Below are 20,804 nucleotides of genomic sequence, written 5' to 3' on the forward strand. Positions count from 1 at the left end.
GATTATTTTGCACTTTCAATTGTAATTGCATCAGCCTTTAAGTCTATGCCACGAGCCTTTAGTTTCAGTTTACTTGCAGGTGAATCCATCTTTACAACAACAAGACAACGTCCAAAAAATGCCTTACGTTGGTTTGCCTTGAAACGCTCCATAGAAAACTGACTGCCATTATCTACGCCTACAATCTCGCCATTTCCTTCTGTCTCGAAATAGAGTTGATTGTCTGCCCAAGGGCATCTGCGCCCATCTTTATCAACAACTTCGGCTTCAACAAAAGCCAATCCACCAGGCTTGCAAGTGCTATTTTCAGCACGTAATCGTATGTGATCGGGTGCTCCTGCAGTGGAAATCTCCGTTTGGCGCACAGCCTTTCCTTGATTATATGCCACAACCATGACTGTTCCTGGTTCGTAATTGACACGCCACTTCACATGATATTTATGCGGTTTCTTATGCTGAATGCCCTGACTTATGCCATTAATGAAGAGCTCAACAGCATCAGCCTGGTTGAAATAACACCACATATCAATCTGTTGTCCGTCTAACCAGTTCCAGTGAGGGAATAGATGTAACACAGGCTTTTGCGTCCATTCGCTTTGATACATGTAGTAAACGTCCTTGGGAAAGCCTGCAAGATCGATGATGCCAAAATAGCTACTGCGAGCTGGGAAGCCATAAGGCGTGGGCTCACCCAAGTAATCCCATCCTGTCCATATAAACTGGCCGCCCACGAAGTCATTTTTCTTGACGACATCCCAAGTGCTTTCGTGCGTACTACTCCATGCAGCGTGCATGTTATCATAGGCACTACACATGAAGGAAGGATTGGTATAAGGCAGCCACCACTCTTGAGGTGCACGACGAACAGAGTCACTCGGCATCATATAATAGCCCGTTGTCTGCAAGGCAGAGACCGATTCGGTCATGATAAAAGGCTTATTCGGGAAGTTCTTTGGTACGTCTTTGATGTTCTCTATATGGTAATTATACCCTATCAAGTCTAAGGCGTTACTCTTAAACAAGAGGTTATCGGGCGAGGGTTCATTGCATCCTGCCGTCACAGGTCGCGTCGGATCAAGTTGCTTAACGATATCAACCATGCGCTTGGTTAACTGGGAATTGACATTCAAAGTGCCATTGTCTGTACTGTCATGAGTAATGGCATGGCCGGCATTTAGAATGAGATTGGCTTGTTCTGGCGTTAGTTGATCGGCATCAGCAGAGTTCCATTGTTCCAAGACTTCATTGCCAATACTCCATATCAAGATACTTGGATGGTTGCGATCTCGCTTCACCATGTCGCTAAGATCACGCTCAAACCACGCATCAAAGTAACGAGAATAGTCGTATTTTGTTTTCTTTCGATGCCACATATCAAAGCTTTCATCCATCACAATAAAGCCCATTGAGTCACAAAGTTCAAGAAGTTCAGGTGCGGGAGGATTGTGAGAACAACGTATTGCGTTACATCCCATGTCCTTAAGCATCTTTAACTGGCGATAGATTGCATCACGATGCACGGCAGCTCCTAAGCAACCAAGATCATGATGATTGCAAACGCCGTTTATTTTCATATTCTTTCCATTCAACCAAAAGCCAGTTTGCGCATCGAAATGAAACGAACGGAAACCAAAAGTAGTTTCATAGGTGTCGACAACACGGTTACCTCGCATGACTTCTGTACGCAGAACGTAAAGATTCGGCTGTTCTATTGACCAGAGTTTTGGGCCGTTAACCAACATATTTACATTGAATGTAGCCTGTGCATCAGCCTGGATTGTCTGCTTATCTGTGGTTGTTGAGACGACTTTCTTAGACGAATCAAGTATTGTATTGCGTAACGTGACCACTTCGCGACGCTGAGATTGATTATCCACTTTTATTTCTGCAGATACCTTTCCATCGGTTGTTGCAGTGACAAATGTACCCCAATGTGCTACATGTAGGGTGTTGGAACTAACCAAATAGACATGCCTATAGATGCCACAACCACTATACCATCGGCAATTTGGCTGCTCACTATTGTCTACTCTGACAGCAATCACATTATCTTTTGCTTTAAGATAAGGGGTCATCTCATAGCGATAACTAATAAAACCATAAGGACGTGTGCCCAATAAGTGGCCATTCAGATAGACAGAAGCATTCATATAGACCCCATCAAAGTCTATAAAATAATGTTTGTTTCGGTCAAAAGTTGGTATATCAAAATGCTTTCGATACCATGCTATACCTCCAGGAAGCGCGCCACCAGTGGCTCCTGATGGATTAGTAGCTTGAAAATCCCCTTCAATTGCCCAGTCATGGGGCAACGATAAACGTCTCCATGCATTGTCATTAAAGTTAGGTGATGACATTGTTGCAGAGTCTTGCAAAGCAAAACGCCAATGATCATCAAACAATTTACGTTCAGATGCCATGCCATTCAAGGCAAAAAGCAATCCAATGAGTGTTGTTAAGATTTTAATTTTCATTTATTTGAGTTTAATTTTCATCGCATTTCCGGAGTAGTTAACAGTCATTCCATCGACTCCATCAATATCTAAATCCTGTACTTTCACACCTGGATGACGATAGACAACCTTGAACCGACGCGATTGAAGCATGCCATCGAAGCTACCTTCTCGCTTTCCGATCGTGAGCGTTTGTATTTTATCATCATAAGAGAAAGGTATAGTAGCATACTTTCCACGCTCATAATTATAGTTTGTTCCTTCGTCTTCATAGAGTGTAAACTGCCCATTCTTCCCACCATATATATATAAGGTGATCAGCTCTGCAGGCTTTTCATCACTCCATTCCATTGCAGGACCAAACGGAATGATAGCACCTTCGGGCACGAATACAGGTATTTTTTCGTATGGAGCATCGGCAGTGATCGTCTGTCCGCCTGCATAATACTCGTTCGTATAAAGGTTATACCATCCTCGTTGCTTTGGTAAATAAACCTCACGTGTACGTGCTTGGTATGTACCTACAGGGCAAGCCATGAACGAAGGGCCAAACATCCACTGGTCTTTGATATCATAAACGCGTGCATCACCATTGAAATCCATCACTAAAGGACGCATCATCGTGTAATCATTAAAATGCACTGCACCTGCCATACTATAAAGATAAGGCATCATTCGATAACGAAGTCGGTCGTAAGCAACAATGGTTTGATAGGCAGGATGATTGTCGGGAGCAATATTCCACACTTCTCTCAGAGGCCATTGTCCATGAGAACGGTAGATAGGTATAAAGCAACCGAACTGATTCCAGCGTGTTTGTAGCTCGCGCCACTCCTTTAAGTCCGCATTCTCTTCACCTGTTTTATCAAATAACTGCTGTGCCTTTACATAACGATTCTCCACGCAAAAGCCTCCTTGATCCATGCCCCAGAACGGCAAACCACTAATACTATAGTTCATGCCGGCAGTCATTTGAGCACGCATATCCTCCCACCTTGTGGCAATATCTCCGCTCCATGTGGCTGTGCTATAACGCTGTTCGCCTGCAAATCCACTTCTTGTCAGCAAAAAAACACGCTGATTCGGGTTCACACTTCGCTGCCCATTATAGATTGCATCAGCATTAACTATAGAATAAGCATTAAAGTATTCAGTGCTACTTCCTAATGCCGTTGGGCCGCAAAGTGCCTTTCGATACCACATAGGAGTACAGTCACGAACGTTTGGTTCGCTTGCATCCATCCACCAAGCATCAATACCAAACTTATACTTTTGATAGAGATTATCATTCATCTGACGCCAAAACATCTTACGAGCTCCGTCACTATAAGCATCATAAAAAGACCCCATATAACCTAACCAGTCATAGATTGAGTCCTGAACTGCCTGCTGATAGATCCAACCTTGACGTTCCAACTCCTTGTAATTCTTAACAGAACAATAGAACTTTGGCCATACAGAAATCATAAATCTGCCATGAAGTGCATGCACACTATCAAGCATTTGTTGAGGGTTTGGATATCGAGTTGCATCAAAAGTATGGTCTCCCCATGAGTCCGTTCGCCAGTAATTCCAGTCTTGAACAATGTTATCTATCGGGATGTTTCGCCTGCGAAACTCACTTAAAGTGGCTTCAATCTCGTTGCTATTTGTATAGCGTTCGCGGCTCTGCCAATAGCCTAAAGCCCACTTTGGATATACATTTGCCTTGCCAGTTAACGTTCGATAACCTGATATGATGTCGTCAATCGTGTTACCAGTAATAACATAATAGTCCATGTCTGGAGTCATTTCACTCCATATACTAAGTTTATTCTGCTCATCTTCACTACGAGGTGACGCCACACGAAGACCGCAATAACTAACATCTCCATCGGGAAACCAGTCAATCAAGAGTTTCGCTTTGTGACCTTTTTTCATTGGAAAGGTGAACTTATTGCTATTGGGATTCCATGCAGTTCGCCATCTTTCAGGCACAACTTCCTTGCCATCAAGATACACTTTCATATATCCTGCATAGTAAAGCATAAAGCGATAGACATTCTCTACAGGCGCTTCGAGATATCCTTCATAGGTAACATGAGCACCATTCAACTTAAATGATGTCGGAAGATTAGCCACTCCAACGTCCGTTCCAGCCTTCTTCCTCGCCAATTCGGGTAAAGCGAATTCATAATAGATGCTGTCTTCATTACGAACAAGACGCTTTCCATCTTTTTCTATGTATGTACCTGTAAGCGAACCACGCTTTCCTTCCTTATTATATAAAGTGAAAGCACGATTCAATTGCATGTAATCTTCAGGATTTCCAAAGCGACAAAAGCTGTAGCTATCCCACAAAATACCATAGTTTTTGTTACTAATCACAAAGGGAATACTAACCTTTGTGTTGTATTGATAAAGCTCTTCATTCTTCCCTTTCATGTTTAATTCCTCTGCCTGATGCTGCCCAAGACCATAGAAAGCCTCATCTTTTGGACTATCAAACAAGGCATGCCAGCTAACACCTTGAAGCTGTTCTTCAGATAAATGGCTATCAGCGCCAATCTCACGAGATGGAACTTTGAACGGAACAATAGTCTTTCCACCTGATTTACTCTCTGACAATAAAGGCTTACCATCATGAGAATAAAAGGCAATGCGGCCCGTCTTTGCTTCAACTATAGCCTTCATTGCAGCAGTAGAAACAATTACTTTTCCTGCTTTCTCCGTCACTTGATAATATGGATTAGCAGTTTGTGGAACAATGATCAAGCTCTTTTTCGGCTTAAACGACAGCTCATTAGTCGCTTGAACACGAATAATCTTCTCACCAACAACCTGTAAACGGAGCATCTTTGCACCCGATACAACAGGAGATTTCACTGGAATTGTCACGTAATTGCCATCACGTGTAAAGTCAGCTGCAGTCATCTTACCACAGCATAAAGCTAAAAAAACAATCAAAAGAGTCTTTGCGGATTTCATGTTTTAATTTATTTTGTTCATAATGCAAAGATACTTTATTGTGAAAGAAGCCTGCCATTCACTTTGTTTATATAGCATGTTTGAAACTGATGTGAAGCCTACCATAATGTTTCCAATACGCATATACAATGTTAACTATTTACCATAGCGTTGCTTGTACACTGAAGGTGTGACACCATACATCTCAGAAAAGTAACGAGAAAAATAGCGAGGATTGTTAAATCCCACTTGATAAGCAATCTCACTCACACTTCTTTGGCTCTGTCTTAGTAACTGTTCAGCGTGCCGTAAGCGTATATTCCGAATGAATTCTGACGGCGTCAATCCTGTAATTGATAACAAACGCTTATATAATTGCACACGAGACATGGCCAATGAAGCACTCAAACTTTCAACACTTATGTCTGCATTTGACAAGTTGTTCTCAACATATTCTGTTGCATCTTTCACCATTTTTTCGTCCATTGACGTAATTTTCACCTGCTTAATCTTAGGATCTACAAGCTTATTCTTTGTCCCATTATGCCACTTTATGAGGTTATTAATACGGAGAATCAATAGTTCTATGCTAAAAGGCTTTGTGATATAATCGTCTGCTCCAAGTGCCAAGCCCTCCAATTTATGGGCATCTGCCACACGCGCCGTAAGCATAATGAATGGTATATCGCATGTATTTCTGTCGCCTTTCAATGTTTTGCAGAGCATATTCCCGTCCATCTCAGGCATCATTACATCACTTAAAATAACATCAGGACGCTGAACTTTTATGTCCTCCAAAGCCTCTTTACCATGATGTGCCACACGAACATGGTAGTATTGTGATAGTACTTCCGCCATAAACGCTAAGTAATCTTCTGAATCATCAACGATAAGTAAGTCTACTTTCCGAGTTCCTTCCGCTCTTAATTGCATTGACTTCACCTCGTCATCGAACACCTTTTCATGCACATCGTGTTGCAGTTGATTCTGCATATCAACCTCTTCGCTTTCAGCATTAGAAGGTATTAACATCGGCACTCCTTCTTCCTTACGCAAAGGAATTAAGCAAATAAACACGGTTCCACCACCGGGATTATCGGTAACAGAAACCTTTCCGCCATGCATTTCGACAAACTTCTTCACTATACTCAAGCCAATACCACTCCCACTGGCAACGATTTTACCTTCATGGAAAGCCTGATAGAAACGCTCAAAGACATGTGCTTTTGCCTCATCCTCAATGCCAACACCTGTATCACTAACCTTGATTTCAAGCTGTTTGCCTTCTGCTTGCAACTCTTTTCCTTGCATTATGACACGTAAGGCGACGTCAATCCTACCCCCATCAGGCGTGTATTTATAGGCATTCGAAAGCAGATTTTCCATGATTCTGCGAAGTTTCTCTGCATCAAATGACATCATCTGTTCATCCACAGATGAATAAAAGGTCAATGACTTGTGTTGTCCCATTAACTGAAGGAACGTATTACAGATATCACGCACAAACAAAACAACATCTCCTGTCACAAGTTTCATCTGCTGACAATCCTCATCTATCTTCCTGAAGTCGAGCACTTGATTGACCAATCCCAGCAAACGCGTGGCATTACGTGATATCAATTGCAGCTTTGTTTTCTTCACTTTGTCATGCTCTTGACTAATCAACACCGACAAAGGAGATAGGATTAATGATAAAGGAGCACGCAATTCATGACTGATATTTGCAAAGAAATCAAGTTTCATCTTATCGAGACGACGCGCTTGTTCGGCTTCTCTTGTCACTTGTTCTATTCTCATTCGGTCATTCGCCCGCCTAAGAAGTATGCGGTTTATGACATAAAACAACAGACAAAATAACACAAAATAGCACGCATAAGCCCATGCCGATAGGTAGAAAGGAGGGCGAATCAAAATCTTCAATCGACTGACTTCGCTACTTTGAGTGCCGTCTGCATTAACCACTTTCACTTCAAGTGTGTAGCTACCCGACGTCAGATTGGTAAACGTTACGGCTGGTTGTCCGTCAGTAGTCTGTAGCCATTTGTCATCAAAGCCTTTCAAACGATAAAGAAAACGACATCGATTGGGCAAACAAACTGCATCAGAAGACAACTGAATTGTAAATGCATTCTCGTCATGATTCAGTTTTAGTTTTCCCCCATCATGTAACTCTTCATCAAGAATTATATGCCCGTTATAGTCGTCACCCACCCTTACTGGCTGATTGAACACAAGCAAACCAGAAAATAAAGCCTTTGCTGTCACATCAAACTTTGACTCTGATTGTGGTGTAAGTAGATTAATTCCATCTTGCCCTCCGACGACAATTGTTCCATTTTTACACAACAAAATGGCGCGACTATTGAATTGTCTGTCTTGCAAACCATCAACATCTGTATAATTGGTTACAAAGAAGTTCCATCGTCCTTCATCCTTATCTGCAACCAAATGTGAAACTCCTTGGTCGGTCGTTACCCATAAAGTATGCGACAAATCCTCTGCAATTGCATAAGCTGTACCTGCTTTCCGATCGGCAAATAAAGGTATAGTCATAAGACTATCTGACTGAGAATCATAGACCGAAAGACCTGAAGAACCTGCATTCCACAATAGTCCTCGTGAGTCAACAAATATCTGATTAATGGATGATACCGATAAAAACTTATGAGACTTTGGGCGAATAAGCCTCCTTATTTTATGCGTTTTTGCATCCAAAATCGAATATTCCTGCGCATGTCCCATTAGGATATTGCCTGTCAAATCAAAGGCTATTGACGATAAGAAGTTTGAAACAAGCGGTGAGTTATGCGTTGTATAGGTCGTAAATTGCCCTGTTTGTGGATTCAACAGCTGTAATCCTCCGCCCAAAGTAGCAATCACTATATTGCCATTTTCTTCTGTCTTCAAGACCCAAACATTGTCATTGACCAAGCCTTTTCCATTTGCCGATGCCCTGTAAGCCTTGAATCGTCCATCCTTATAGCATGTAAGTCCCCCGTTAAATGAACCAAACCACAAGGCACCATCCTTGCCAACAGTACTACTTATGACAATATCGTTACCCAAACCAGTTTCATTCGACCGAAAAGAACGTATGCTCCCAGTTGCTGGGTTGTATGCAACAATGCCGCAATCATTAGTCCCACACCAAAGGTTTCCACGTTGGTCTTCAACAATAGAACACACATCTCCCAAAGCAATTAGCTTGAAACGTGCATCTGCAGTCGAACAATAAGCAGCGCCATTCTTATAGGATCCAAGCCAAAGTCCACCCCTGTTGTCTAAACAAAAACTTGTGATGGTGTTATCGGGGATACTTGTTGACTGCCCTTTTTCATATTGATAAACATCTGAACGATGGCTAATGGGATCCAAACAAAGCAGTCCATCATGATCGGTTGCTATCCAAAGACGTCCTGTTTCATCGTTGTTTAAGCACTTCACTACAATGTTCTTTGTCTGTAATTTATATCCTTTTGCAACCAGAAATGCATCTGCAGAATCATACCATCGATGGTCACTTGCACTCCAAACCTTTGTCTTTCCCGCGAACGTTAGCCAAAGGTTGTGCGTTTTATCAACAAAGATTCTGTAATCAAAGAACTTTCCACGTGACGCTATTTTCAACGTTTTATCCACCCTAACCACGCGGCGTTTCACGCCATCTGCCTTAACAAGCGTTCCATCATCATAGATAAGAACAGCGCATCCGTTATCTTCGGCGATGTCTGTAACAACTGATTCTTGAATCACTCGACGCCCTTTGTCTTGCAAAGAAAATAAAAAGGCTTTCTTCTTTCGTATATCATAGTAGTAAACACCATGCTTTCTGACTCCCAACCACATGTTCTTTTGTTTATCAATCTTCATGTAGTAAGGTACTCCTTTCATTCCTCTTGCCTGCATCCACGCTTGAAGTTGAATGTCAAAAACACCCTGTTTACGAATAAATCTGCAATAACCTGACCCTGTACTTACCCATAAATCAGAGGCTGCATCTTCTTGAATCTCGTTGACAACATCATTGAGCAACGAGGTTTTATCTTCTGCTTTATGAAAGAAATTGCTAAATCTAAAGCCGTCAAAGCGGTCTAATCCCGATGCTGTTCCAAACCATATATAGCCTTTTGAATCCCTAAAAACGCAGTTGATTTGGCTATTTGATAAACCATCTCGAATGCCAAGACGATAGAATGTCAATGGGGTTTGAAGTGCAAATGCCTTCATAAACGATAGCATTAACACCAACAAAAGCGACAATAACAGACGTTTCATGTGATAAATAGTAGATTTAGATTAATACAAAAGTAATGTTTTTTGAACGCAATCCCAAACTTTCATCTGACTTTTTTCATGGGATGACGCTCAAGTATGTTTTTACGCTATAGCAAACCAGCTATTAGTGATGGGATAAACTACTGCAATCCGTTCCTCGAGCAATGAATAACCATAAATCATTTCAGAAGTTAAAACCATACAAGATGATAAAGAAAGTCAACTCTTTTATAAGGCCTTAACCTATCTTCAAAGAGCAAACAATAGCCATAAAACTAGCATTTTACGCATCGTCTCAACCGTTGTATTATCTTGTTTTTTAGTTATGACAACATGACTCCCTGCTTAGTGTTTTTTAAAACACATCAAAACACAGGGTAATATGACGTTAACCACAGCATAAAATGATAGAGATTATCGTGTAATTTGACGTATATTGTTTTGCGTATTGGCACCTTTTCAGCATCAGCAATAAAAAGAAGATGTCCTCATCAGGGGCTAATCTTAATGTGAATCACCCTGATGAGGAACATCGATGAATTGAGAAGCTGTTGTCAACAGACTTTCTTTGACTTCTGAGAGAAAAGAAACGACAACAGCATGAATATAAAATGTCCTCTTATTTTGCCGCAGCTACGCCCGCGTTTATTCCCTCCATAGCCGGTTTATTCCATACATTCAATTGATGACGGTCTATGATTGAGATATTAGGATAATTGGAAACATTGATATCCCAGGCAAAAGGCACGATGCCACGACGTACTGCATACTCGAAGACTGTAGCGTACCAAGACTTTAAAGTAGCGTTAAACGAGGCTTCATTCTTTTGCCAACCAGCACCACATTCGCCTATAATTACAGGGATATTTCGGTCAATAAACGCTGTCTTTAATTTGTCAAAGTCTTCCTTTATGCTATTTTTATCATTCCAAGTAGACACTGCTCCGCTTGTGAAGTTCCACGGATCATAGTAATGAACCTCAACCATTAGTCGGTCAGTCTTTGTATCTTGTGGCATTTGTAGATAGTTGCAAGTAGACTGAATGTTTGTAGCTGGTCCCTGAACAACAAGTACACGTGATGTATTATTACCTCCGGTAGCACGCACAGCGTCTACAAAAGCCTGATTATAACGCTGCAATATCGGCGTAAGTTCTTGGTGATGACCATTGAAAAGCTTATATTCCTGGAAGGGTTCATTAAGACCTGCGAAGACAACATGCTCGTCATAGTCTTTGAAAGCCTGTGCTATGTTCGTCCAAAGTGCCTTGAGCTGCTTCGTCTTTTCAGTGATTGTAGTCTCATCTACGACTTGAAAATTATCGCGAGACCTACTAAAACCATCTATTTCGAGCCAGCCTCCGTCCCAATGATCGTTAATAATGACATAGAGACCATCGGCAAGACAGTAGTTAACGACTTCTTTCACACGCGCCATCCAAGCTTCGTCAATCGACATTTTGGCTTTATCTGTGAGATGCCCCATTACCCATGAGACAGGTAAACGTACGCTTTTAAAACCTTGTTTCTTTACTTCGTCAATAACTTTTTGTGTGGTTTTCGTTGCTTGCCAAGCCGTTTCACTTGAAAGTCCACCTTGATTCGTAAAATTGTTTGCAGCATCTCCGGCTTCAAAAGTATTGCCTAAGTTCCACCCGGGAACCATCAATGCAGCGAGTTCTTTGGCAGAGTGTGTCATTCCCCCTGCGTATGTACCAGCATGTTGATTGATAGTCACTGACTCAGTAAGGCTCACATCGCCATGGGAAAGTGTGAAACTAACAGTTGAAGTGCGTGCAGAACCAAAGTTCTTTGCCACTTGAAATTGGTGAGTTTCATCCTTCATATTCGCTCGAGTCAAAGGTATTTCGCTCAGCCAATCAGCAGATAAGGTCATCGTTAGTGGGTTGTTGGCTTGAAGTTTGACCAAGATTACTCCACCATTGGCATCAATGTTCATGGTCTTTTCTGACTTAATTACCAAGCCTTCAGTTGACATTTGAGACACATTGACTTGCTTTGTCTCACCACCAACATTGACAGAGAGTGTTGTTTTACGGTCGTTATAAGTAGAATTGGAATCAACGACAACCTGATATTTATAAACAACCTTCGAAGTTGACGCTAAAGGGGTTACTTTTAGCCATGTTTCAGAAGATGAAACAACAGGCTTTTCACTTCCACGAACATAAAGTAAGGTCTCACCTCCTGACTTTGCAAACTGTAGTTCGGCTTTAGATAACGTAAACGTAGCGTCTAAAGGAGTGACATTGTCTTCCTTAGAGCAAGAAGCTAAAGCCCAAAGAGTGATAGGAAGCAATAGGAACAATAAGAGATTTATTCTTTTCATTATCTTTATTTTTTTTCTAATCATTGTCGGAAGAAAACCTTCTCTCTCGCCGGATGCACAGGGGGGATGGCATATACCCTTTGAGAAGAGAAGTGCTTATCCCGCTATTAACGGTCAAAATCAACACTGATGACGTTAACTTTTAACTTCGAACTATCAATCAAATCGGTTGCAAGATTTTTTATATCTATGCAGAAGACCTTTGCACCAGCAGCATTAGAGGTGGTCTCCATCCACACTTTATAGGTGCCATCACCATGGATTGTAGCGTCATATTTGTCCCCTGAGAGGCTACTCCAATGATTTACAGCCCATGATTCATCTGCGAATTCGAGTCCAGCGATATGAGAAGTTGCCGCAGTAGGCTTAAGATTACCGGCTATTCCCATAATATTAAAGGTGACAACCATGTTTTTAGAGAACTTGATTTGAGCTGGATTAACAGCCGGAGTGTTCTTTGTTGCCCTATATTCATTATAGAGTTCTATTCTGATTCGGCCATTGTTTTCGAGGTCTCCGACAACAAGTCGATTGGAAAGAGGGTGTAATCCCGTAGTTTTCCGTACCGAACGAACGGCCAAACCAAGGTTACGTGTAGATAAACCACAAGATGCTGAGCCTGCGGAAAGCTTTAAGGTGTGGCTATAATCATTGACAATATCGTAGTGACTGCCTGTCCAATATAGCCCTTCTGCATCAGAAGGGGTAACAACCTGACCTTTACGATAGCCTGTATAAGGCATAAAGATGCTATTACCATTAGCTGCTTTGAAACGGATTCCTTTCACTCCACCGACGGTTTCCTCCTTTTGAGTCGTCTTTTCGACCAATTCTTTCACCTGATTTGCGGTTGGCATTGAAGACTTCACCATTGAATTACCATCAATATCGGCTTGAGTAGCGATGTCGTTTGCCGTTGAAGATATGTCGTTCACTATAGGATAGTCGGGCAAGAAATCACTCTGCATGAGTCCAGTTGGGTCACCAAAGGCGGTGAGTACACCTATTTCTTGTTCCTTTTCAGCTCCAATATTACACTTTGCCCATAGTACTGATAAGCCAAGATCAACGTATTCCATCTCTTGTGGACGTGTTTTGAAGTGCTTAACTTCACCATAAACCACCCCATCCCCTAAATAAAAGTAAGGTATATAATAATAGGTGTGGCCAGGAATAAGGCCCGAAAGGTCATAAGAAAACTTATTTTTTACTGACGAAATAGCATAATCAACACCTTGTTTGACATCATTTTGTGAAGTTGAAAGTTTGAAACCACACCGTATTTCGGTTTGTCCTTCAACCATGATACCATCAAGTTCATGCATAGAAGCAGCGAGTGTAGCCTTTGTTGGCATTATATTTGTGGCGTCATCTGTCGTTATTTTAGCGTCTGTTGATACAAAACTCTTCACGTCACCAAAGGTAGTTAACTGACCTTCGAGCGTCACATAAGTGGCATAATAATAGGTAATGCCTTTAGAAAGTCCTTGCAAACGTGTTGTCACTACCCCTAAAGAATCGATAGTTCCCACGACCCTTTGTCCAGTGGTTGTTGGGTCCTCACGCGTTCCATAGACTACTCCCACGTTGTAAGAAGCAGCATCCATCCGTGAAAGGTCAGTTACTTTACCTTTTACTATGGCCGAAACAGCTGTCACTGTTGCATCCCCCGTCTCAACCGTTTTGATGACTTTACCTGTTGCTATTGTAAGATCTTCATTGTTACTACATGAGAATAATGTGAAGAACAGCGTCATAACCACGAGGCTAACGATATGTTTAATTTTCATAATCCTTACATTTAATTTGTCAAAATCGATTGTTTTATGTCGTTAAGGCTCCATAACATTTGACCCACAATCATAAGAAATGTGTACCTTTACAGCCAATGTATGCGAAAAATTGTAATGAACGCAGTCGTTCTTTGTTGCTCCCCATGGATTAACAATATAGCGACGAGCTGTTGAATGGTCGTTATCAGCAGTACCACGATTAATCGTTGCATCGCTGAAAGCAATATCATGACCATCGACTTTGATGCTGATAATCTTCACATCACATTGATGATGGTCTTTAAAAAGCTTTGGAATATCTAAGTAAACACCATAAGCGTTGGTTTGAGACCCATTTAATGTGAACGTATAATCACCGTCTCCTGTGATAAATACAGGGTTACTGGCCTTAGAATTATAGCCAGAATCAAAAACATAAAGCGTGCCGACATAACGTTTTATAGCTGCATTTGCATTATTTTGTGCCACCCAATGATAGCCCTGATATTGGAAAACATGACCTTGATCATCTATACAAGACTTACCAAGCCATAAATCTTTCAGTGCGCCAGAATAGTTATCAGTAGATACCGAGAGCACTCTTAGCGTATGATCAGCATTGGTTGACATATTAAAATCAGCTGATAAAGGAGTATTTCCTAAGCCATTTGAGAATGTAAAGACACCCTCATCAGAAAGTGTGTAGGTTCCTTTCACTTGACTACCACTTGGAGAAGTATAGACATAAGTGCGTGAGTTAGCATCCTTTCCAAAATACATTACGAGCTTAGCATCCTCTAACCCTGAGACAGGAGCAAGGGAAAGATTCTTCGTTGTGCCGTCAAGATTACAGTAATCAAAGGCTTTTCCCTCATCATCTTTAGCCAACTTGTAAGTTATTTCGCGGTTCGTGGTGTTCTCAAGCAAGTTTTTCCAGCCCTCAACAAGCGTAGGTTTAACATTATCATTGACAGGTTTCGCGTTGGGTTTCCAGTTATCCCAGTATTCCTGTGATACGAAATTGTAACACAATTTACATGGACCTTCTGAAGAGTTATCACGCAAAACAGCTATCTGAAGTCGGTCATTATCCAAGCCAAAGAGTGATAGATTACTACTCCAATTGGTTACAACACCATCGTGTTCTGCATTGTGAAGTAACTTAACATCAGTGAAAGTAATGGTATGTTTCTCGGGATCTAACATGTAAGTTCCTTTCATTGTCTTCCCTGATTCGGCATCATAGATCGTGACATGAGCACCATCTTTCAAATCAAACTCCATGTAACCATGGTCCATAGCCTTCATAACCCATCCGTTACTTGCTATATCTGGTATCCAACTCCAGGTGTCTCCATCAAGCTCTTGGCCTAACATTACACTATTCCAATTGTCATCTGTGCCCCAGAAACCCAAAGGACCTGCCCATAAATCAGAATGTTTCGTAATCTTGTTTGCATCGATATCGAGTTTCCATCGCTTGGAATGACCTACTCCACCACTAATCATTGTCCACAAAGGATCATTGACAAAGCCTGCAAAAAAGGTATTAACCGTAAACTCAGTGTAAGGTCCCCATACGAAGCCTCCACGCGTTTCGGCTCCCATTCTGACTTTATACGTCCCCTTGAAAGGCATCTTCAACGTCACTTCATCACTCTGATAACGTCCTTGAGGAGTATCTATTGTCACCGAATAACGATTAGGAAGCAAGCTCTTTACGATGATAATATTGGGGTTAGAAGCGTCATGTTTTATCTCATAAGCTATGCCTTCGACGAGATCATCAGCTGATAAATCTTTATCACCCAAGCTAAATGAGTCGGGAGAACAACTCGTTTGAAGGAGCATAATGACTGAAGTAATCAGCAGATATAAGTATTGTTTTGTTTTCATAAACTTCATTCTTAACTATAAAATCTTTGAAATAACCAGTCTATTACCATCCGGCGTTCTGTTTTAACACGCCATTACTCAAGGTAATTTGAGTGAGAGGAATCTGACAGAAGCCACGTTTCTTCACGATATTTAGAGCATCTATGTTGACCTTTTCCTTCACTCCACCACTTAATAGCACGGTATTATGTTCAGCAATTTGATTCGATGCAACAGACAATCCCTGTCGAAGTTCATCCCAATATCTAATGCCTTCAAAGGCAAACTCCTTTTGACGCTCACGCCAAATGTTTTCTTTCGTGGCTGAAATCATTGTATAGTTGCCGTTGAGTGAGCCATCTGACTGAGTGTATGCACGCTTTCTGACCTCATTAAGATAGTCTTGCGCGTGACTACTCCCTAATTCTGAAGCCATCAAAAGCACGTCGGCATAACGCAGAAGCACCCAATCTTGATACTGAGAAATCATAAAGTCTCCCGCCATATCACCTTGAAGGTAAGATACAAGCGATGTCGTTCCGTCACTATTTGTCATATTTTTGCTCAAAGGGGTATACTTTTTAATGGCATAACCCGTATATTCTCGCTGGTCAGCTATGTATTTCTGTTCATAGTTTTGCAGCTGCTGACAGTCTATTATGGATGCTTGTCGACGCGAATCTCCTTGTCCATAGACCGCAGCTTGTTTCGGATTAACCGTTAATGCGCCCCATCCTTGTCCATAACGATTATATACATCGCCATTCGTTCGTAGGCCAAGCATCACTACAAAGCGGTTACCATCTTCGTTACCATCGTAATCTCCCGTATAGTTAAACTTCAAAGAGAGAACCGTTTCCTTATTACCTACGCCAACATATGACGATTTATCCACCCAATGATCAATGTAGTTACCGGTCTTATCATCAGAAGAAGCTGGCCAAAGGTCTTTGAAACGATTCACTAAGCCATACTCTCCACTTTGTATAATGGCTTCACAATAGGCTAAAGCTTTGGCCTTTGTGAGTCCACCCGGCATGGGTTTACCTTCATTATTGTTATAAACACCATCATAAAACAGATAGACTCGCGCCAACATTCCCATGGCTGCATAACGTGTTATGTGTCCATCATTTGTGGCAGCATCAGCTTTTGGATAGGCATCTGCAGGGATTTTGTCGGCTGCATAGGTTAAGTCTTTGACAATAAGTGAATAAACTGAGTCAGGATTTGCTTGCGGAACATTATCTTTTGTAGCATGAATCAACAACGGAATACGTTCCCATGTGCGCACCATATCAAAGTAACAAATAGCTCGAATAGCATGTGTTTCACCAAGATATGTATCTTTTGCACGTGTATCATCCCACGAAATACCTTCTGCTTTGTCGATAAATTCATTGCAACGGAATACAGCTGCATAGTAAAGTCCCCACAACTTATTGTGCATATCAGTATAAGAGGGCGCCTCATTCATATCAAAACGATCCAAGATTTGCGTGTTTCGACCATCTGTATTGCCTGTTCCACCGAAACATTCATCACTCATTGTCTCAGTAAGTTGATAGAGCGTAAAGTCTGGTCCGCCTGAAACTGTACGCTGCCAACCATCATAACATGCGTATAAAGAACGCAAACCATCATCTTGACTCTTATAATAATTGGAGGAATTACTTTCTGTTTTAGATGCAACATCAAGCCAACTTTCAGTACAAGAAGATAGTGTTCCTGCAACGAATAAACTGGAAACAGAAAGTATTAATATATTTGTTTTCATATAAAATACTTGTTATTAATTAGAACTTAAGATTTAATCCCACCAAAACGGTACGCGGACGAGGATAATATCCGAGGTCAATTCCAGAGGCCCAACCATTGATTCCATAACCAATTTCAGGGTCCATACCATTATATTTGGTAAAGGTGAAGGCATTCTGAACCTGTAAATACAAGCGAGCTTGACTGAAAAGTTTTGTCTTCATAAGTCGAACAAAGTCATAACCCAAGGTAATATTGCTAATACGCAGAAAGCTTCCATCATGTATAAACAAATCAGAGAACTGCCAGTTAACATTAATTTCCGTTACACGTGGATAGCGATTACTCGTTCCTTCGCCTGTCCATCGGCTCAAAACTTCAGTTGTATAGTTCGCGGTTTTTTCCCCAACATTGCGATAAGTCTGTACAATGTCATTACCAATCATACCATTTGCCGTCACGTTTAGGTCGAAACCTTTATAATCAAAGCCAAGAGAGAAGCCATAAGTAAAGTCTGGCATGCCGTTACCGAGATTCACTTTATCGGCATCATTGATGATTCCGTTGTGGTCAACATCATAATATTTCAAGTCGCCGGGCTTCACATCATTCTGTAAGATGCCATTACCTGCGGCTATCCAATTACGAATGTCCTGCTGATTCTGGAATACTCCCGCCGTCTTATAACCCCAAAAGTAACCTATTGGGCGTCCATTACTTGAACGATAAAATTCAGTTGAGTTGTCATATAGCTGTCCGTTACCATCTGTTCCATGAATAATTCCATCTTCTGTAGGTATGTTTCCCACCTCATTATGATTGTAAGCACCATTCAAATTGACATAATAATGGAAGTCCTTTCCTATGTGATCATTCCATCCTAAGCCTAATTCTACACCGGTATTCTTTACATTTCCACCATTAATATAAGGTGCACCTGTTCCTGCTGTGGCCAGAATTGGAGCTACAACTAACCAATCTTTCGTCTTTTTATAATACCAATCAAAGTTTATATTCAGTCTTCCGCCAAGCGCACGCGTATCAAATCCCAAGTCAATCTGTTCTGAAGTTTCCCACCGAACCTTTTCATTTGCCAGACGACTTTCATAAGCTCCATAGTAAGGGGCTTGTGCTGCAGCTCCATATTTGTTGCCAAACAGATAATAAACACAACTTGTTGTGATTGGCGATACAAACATAAGGTCTCCTATATTTTGGTTACCCACTTGCCCCCAACTAACACGAAGCTTGAAATAATCAAGCACCTTGGCCAATGGTTGCCAGAACTTCTCGTTAGAAACTAACCAACCTGCACTCATGGAAGGGAAGTAACCCCATCGGTTTCCCTTAGCAAACTTACTGGAAGCATCGGCACGTAACGTTGCATTAAACATGTAAGTCTCCTTCCAGTTCCATCCAATTCTGCCGAAATATGAGAACATTCGCTGATCCAAAGCAGGCGCACCACTTGCTCCAAGCCCTTCTTCGGGAGTTGAAGCAGAGCCATTACTCACATAAGCATGCCGCCAATCATCAAATCCTCCCTTTAGTTTTCCTTGATTACCACTAACTCCTACGCCGAAAAATTGATAGGCTTCTGTTCCTAACAGCGCATTGAATGAATGGTCATTCCACTTCCAATTATAACTCAACGTATTCGTCCAAGTCAACTGTTGATTGTGTCCTGCACTCTGAGAAACATGAGTTTGATTGATGTTACGAGAAAAATCACTAAATTCATAGAGTGGAGTGAAGTGGCGATAGTCCTCACTATAGTACTCATATCCTAACACTGTGCGAAACCGAAGATTCTTAATGATCTCGGCATCTGCGTAAACATTGGCGCTAAAACGAGCCGCATTGTTTTCATTATTGGTATTAGTCATCATCAAACCATAAGGGTTTCCGAGTCCTTGAACGTCTTGCCAATCCATGAATTTTGTATTCAAGTAGGGGCTCTTATAATTGTTCTTACCATACAAAGGCACTATAGGAGGCATACCGAATGCCCCTCTTAAGTTATTATCATAGGCGCCTCCAACGGCTATTCCACGGCTTTTCGTATAGATAAAACTAACTTGTTCGCCCACTTTCAACCATGGTTTAACGGCCCAATCTGAATTAACACGGAAGTTATATCGCTCATAGTTGCTGACATCTTTACCACCAACAATGCCCTCTTGATTCATATATCCTAACGTCATTGCATAGTTTCCAGACTTACTTCCACCTGTAACACCTATATTATATGAGCCAGTCTTCGCATTCTTCTTAAACATCTGTCCCACCCAATCAGTGTCAACGATGCTGCCATCTTCATGATAAATACTCTTGAAGGCACTCCAATCATAGGGTAATTTACCAGAGTTCACTGCTTGTTCGTCAAGGATTGTCATATATTCCTTTGCATTTAGCATCTTTATCGAACGCGGTTTATTCTGCCATCCGACATATCCGTCAAAGCTTACTACGGCTCTTCCTTCCTTACCGCTTTTCGTTGTAATGAGTACAACGCCATTAGCTGACTGAGAACCATATATAGCTGCCGATGCCGCATCTTTCAAAACATCTATACTTTCGATATCCGCGGGATTCAAAGATGCTATATCTCCACGAATGCCATCAATGATATAAAGAGGATCACTGCCGTTAATCGTTCCCATACCACGTATGTTTACCTTCATGCCTGAACCCGGTTGACCGCTCTCTGAGATAATAGTCATACCAGGAGTTTGGCCTTGAAGAGCCTGCAAAGGATTAGAAGTGTTGAGCTTGGCAATGTCATCTCCCTTCACGTTTATATTGGCTCCTGTGACAAGTTTCTTTTTTTGTACGCCATAACCAATTACGACAACGTCGTTCAAAGAGTTGGCTTCTTCATCTAATTTGATGACCAATTGCCCATCATTAATCTTTACGCGTTTTGTCACATAGCCGATATAACTGACCACTAACGTCTGTCCTTCTGCGGCTTCTATGGTAAATACTCCATCAAGGTCGGTCACTGTACCGCCTTGTTTGCCTTGCACTACAACCGTCGCACCCATTAAAGGTTCATTATCGGAAGTCGAAATGACCTTTCCTGTGATGGTTTTAGCACAGAGATTTGACACTGATAACAGCATGAAAACTGTTAAAACAGCTTTGCAAAAGATTGTTTTGCTTTGACTAAGAAACGATCTTCTCATAGCTAATTTGTATTAGGTTTAAAATTGATTGTTAATTTGTTGTTTATCTATTCTTCTTTAGGTTTATTGTATGCAAAGTTAGTTAGAATCTTAAAAGCACTTTATAGTTGATGTTTTCAAGGTGTAAACTAAACGTAATTAGTCGTGTATAAAATGTTTCTTCAAGTAGTATGTTTTGTTAATTAGG

At 41.3% G+C, this 20,804-nt stretch carries 8 protein-coding genes; all 8 read right to left on the reverse strand.

Annotated elements, in window-relative coordinates; translation table 11 throughout:
* Positions 1–2 precede the first annotated feature (2 nt).
* The 8 genes from HMPREF9420_RS03960 to HMPREF9420_RS03995 all read right to left on the reverse strand — a co-directional run bounded on the left by HMPREF9420_RS03960 (position 3) and on the right by HMPREF9420_RS03995 (position 20,617).
* Positions 3–2,474, reverse strand: a complete 2,472-nt coding sequence (locus tag HMPREF9420_RS03960; RefSeq protein WP_007134158.1) for a glycoside hydrolase family 2 TIM barrel-domain containing protein — start codon at positions 2,472–2,474, stop codon at positions 3–5.
* A complete protein-coding gene (locus HMPREF9420_RS03965; protein WP_007134159.1) occupies positions 2,475–5,420 on the reverse strand; it encodes a TIM-barrel domain-containing protein in 2,946 nt (981 codons plus the stop codon).
* 135 nt (positions 5,421–5,555) lie between these two features.
* Positions 5,556–9,674, reverse strand: a complete 4,119-nt coding sequence (locus tag HMPREF9420_RS03970) for a hybrid sensor histidine kinase/response regulator transcription factor (RefSeq protein WP_007134161.1) — start codon at positions 9,672–9,674, stop codon at positions 5,556–5,558.
* Positions 9,675–10,293: 619 nt separating this feature from the next.
* On the reverse strand, positions 10,294–12,024 hold the full coding sequence (locus HMPREF9420_RS03975; protein ID WP_044078754.1) for a cellulase family glycosylhydrolase: 1,731 nt from the start codon (positions 12,022–12,024) through the stop codon (positions 10,294–10,296).
* Between the two features lie 107 nt (positions 12,025–12,131).
* Complete coding sequence (locus tag HMPREF9420_RS03980) at positions 12,132–13,814, reverse strand: hypothetical protein (protein WP_007134163.1); 1,683 nt, start codon at positions 13,812–13,814, stop codon at positions 12,132–12,134.
* A 42-nt stretch (positions 13,815–13,856) separates the two neighbouring features.
* Positions 13,857–15,692, reverse strand: a complete 1,836-nt coding sequence (locus HMPREF9420_RS03985) for a hypothetical protein (RefSeq protein ID WP_044079085.1) — start codon at positions 15,690–15,692, stop codon at positions 13,857–13,859.
* A 43-nt stretch (positions 15,693–15,735) separates the two neighbouring features.
* Entirely contained in the window at positions 15,736–17,448 is a 1,713-nt protein-coding gene (locus HMPREF9420_RS03990; protein ID WP_007134165.1) for a RagB/SusD family nutrient uptake outer membrane protein, read from the reverse strand.
* Between the two features lie 19 nt (positions 17,449–17,467).
* Positions 17,468–20,617 (reverse strand): SusC/RagA family TonB-linked outer membrane protein, encoded by a 3,150-nt coding sequence (locus HMPREF9420_RS03995; RefSeq protein ID WP_007134166.1) that lies wholly within the window; start codon positions 20,615–20,617, stop codon positions 17,468–17,470.
* Positions 20,618–20,804: the final 187 nt, after the last annotated feature.

This window comes from Segatella salivae DSM 15606 (genome assembly GCF_000185845.1).
GTDB lineage: Bacteria > Bacteroidota > Bacteroidia > Bacteroidales > Bacteroidaceae > Prevotella > Prevotella salivae.

Coding starts and splice junctions, on each gene's coding strand:
- HMPREF9420_RS03965 (WP_007134159.1), bottom strand. CDS start 5,420: ATGAAATCCGCAAAGACTCTTTTGATTGTTTTTTTAGCTTTATGCTGT.
- HMPREF9420_RS03990 (WP_007134165.1), bottom strand. CDS start 17,448: ATGAAAACAAATATATTAATACTTTCTGTTTCCAGTTTATTCGTTGCA.
- HMPREF9420_RS03975 (WP_044078754.1), bottom strand. CDS start 12,024: ATGAAAAGAATAAATCTCTTATTGTTCCTATTGCTTCCTATCACTCTT.
- HMPREF9420_RS03970 (WP_007134161.1), bottom strand. CDS start 9,674: ATGAAACGTCTGTTATTGTCGCTTTTGTTGGTGTTAATGCTATCGTTT.
- HMPREF9420_RS03980 (WP_007134163.1), bottom strand. CDS start 13,814: ATGAAAATTAAACATATCGTTAGCCTCGTGGTTATGACGCTGTTCTTC.
- HMPREF9420_RS03995 (WP_007134166.1), bottom strand. CDS start 20,617: ATGAGAAGATCGTTTCTTAGTCAAAGCAAAACAATCTTTTGCAAAGCT.
- HMPREF9420_RS03960 (WP_007134158.1), bottom strand. CDS start 2,474: ATGAAAATTAAAATCTTAACAACACTCATTGGATTGCTTTTTGCCTTG.
- HMPREF9420_RS03985 (WP_044079085.1), bottom strand. CDS start 15,692: ATGAAAACAAAACAATACTTATATCTGCTGATTACTTCAGTCATTATG.